This is a genomic window from Paraburkholderia sp. JPY465 (assembly GCF_050436725.1).
GTDB lineage: Bacteria > Pseudomonadota > Gammaproteobacteria > Burkholderiales > Burkholderiaceae > Paraburkholderia > Paraburkholderia youngii.
Window position 1 is genome coordinate 774,023 of record NZ_JBNDMT010000007.1, and the last position, 994, is coordinate 775,016.

1 protein-coding gene is annotated in these 994 nt (G+C 52.6%); it reads right to left on the bottom strand.

The genetic code is table 11. The features are described from left to right. Positions 1 to 396: 396 nt before the first annotated feature. Entirely contained in the window at positions 397 to 606 is a 210-nt protein-coding gene (locus tag QFZ94_RS44335; protein WP_429464352.1) for a hypothetical protein, read from the bottom strand. Between the last annotated feature and the right edge of the window lie 388 nt (positions 607 to 994).

Consider the following 994-nt stretch of genomic DNA (forward strand, 5'->3'; position numbering starts at 1 on the left):
CGATGGGGCCCTCGATATACGTCCGCAAAGGATGCTGGACAGGAGCTACTTTCCGAGATATCGAAGGCCCGATGTTGGGGGCTGTTTACGTTGGGATCGATCTGCGGAAGATTTGTCTGCAATGGTGCGGGCCTTGGATTTCGGAGCAAATTATCCAAATCCGTTGGGAATGCCAAAGGTTATCTTGGTCGATGATCTTGTGGCAGTCAAACGCGTAAAGGTTCTGGATCGATGCTCGGATGAGCTTCCGGGTTCCTTGCTGGGGATCCACCGTTGGAATTGGCGTGTCGCGACAGCTACGCAAGATGTCGATGTTTGGTTTTCTGGTCCGGACGGTCAATCTATTGACGCGTCGGCGCTCGCGAAGCATCACGGTCTGGATATCGGAGACCGTCTTCACATATTCGGTGTAGAACAGGCGTCGAGCATTACTTCCGAGCTCGAAATGTTAGCCGTGCAAGAGTCATTTTGGCGCCAGCGGCTTGCCGGGTTCAGATCGTTGCAGCTTCCCTTTTTTTTGTCGTCGGCTTTGGCCATGACGAAATGGCAGTCCAGTTCGGAGAATGCTTTTAGCGTTTTGGCTGAATTGGCACCGATCGAGCGCATGGTACACATAGTGGTCGGCTGGCTAATCTATCTTTCCCGCATCTCAGGTGAATCTGAGCTTCAGTTGGGATGGAGTCCTACGCTCAATGTATCGGGAGTTGCATCGGAAGCAACAGGGTTGCATATTGCCGCAGTCGTGCCGATGAAAATTGTAGTTGATCTCGATGATGCTTTTGCAGAGGTGCGTAGGACAGTTGAGACCGAATTCGCTCTGCTTCGAGCACACAAAAGTTTTGCTGGGGATCTCGTTGCACGCTACCCGGCGTTAAAGAACATAGAGGCACTTCGATCGCGGTGCCCGTGGCCGATTGGTATCACGATAAGGGAAGGTGCTTCTTCGCATGAGCTGGGATCAGCGCCGAATTCTGGAATACTTCGCTCGGGCAAC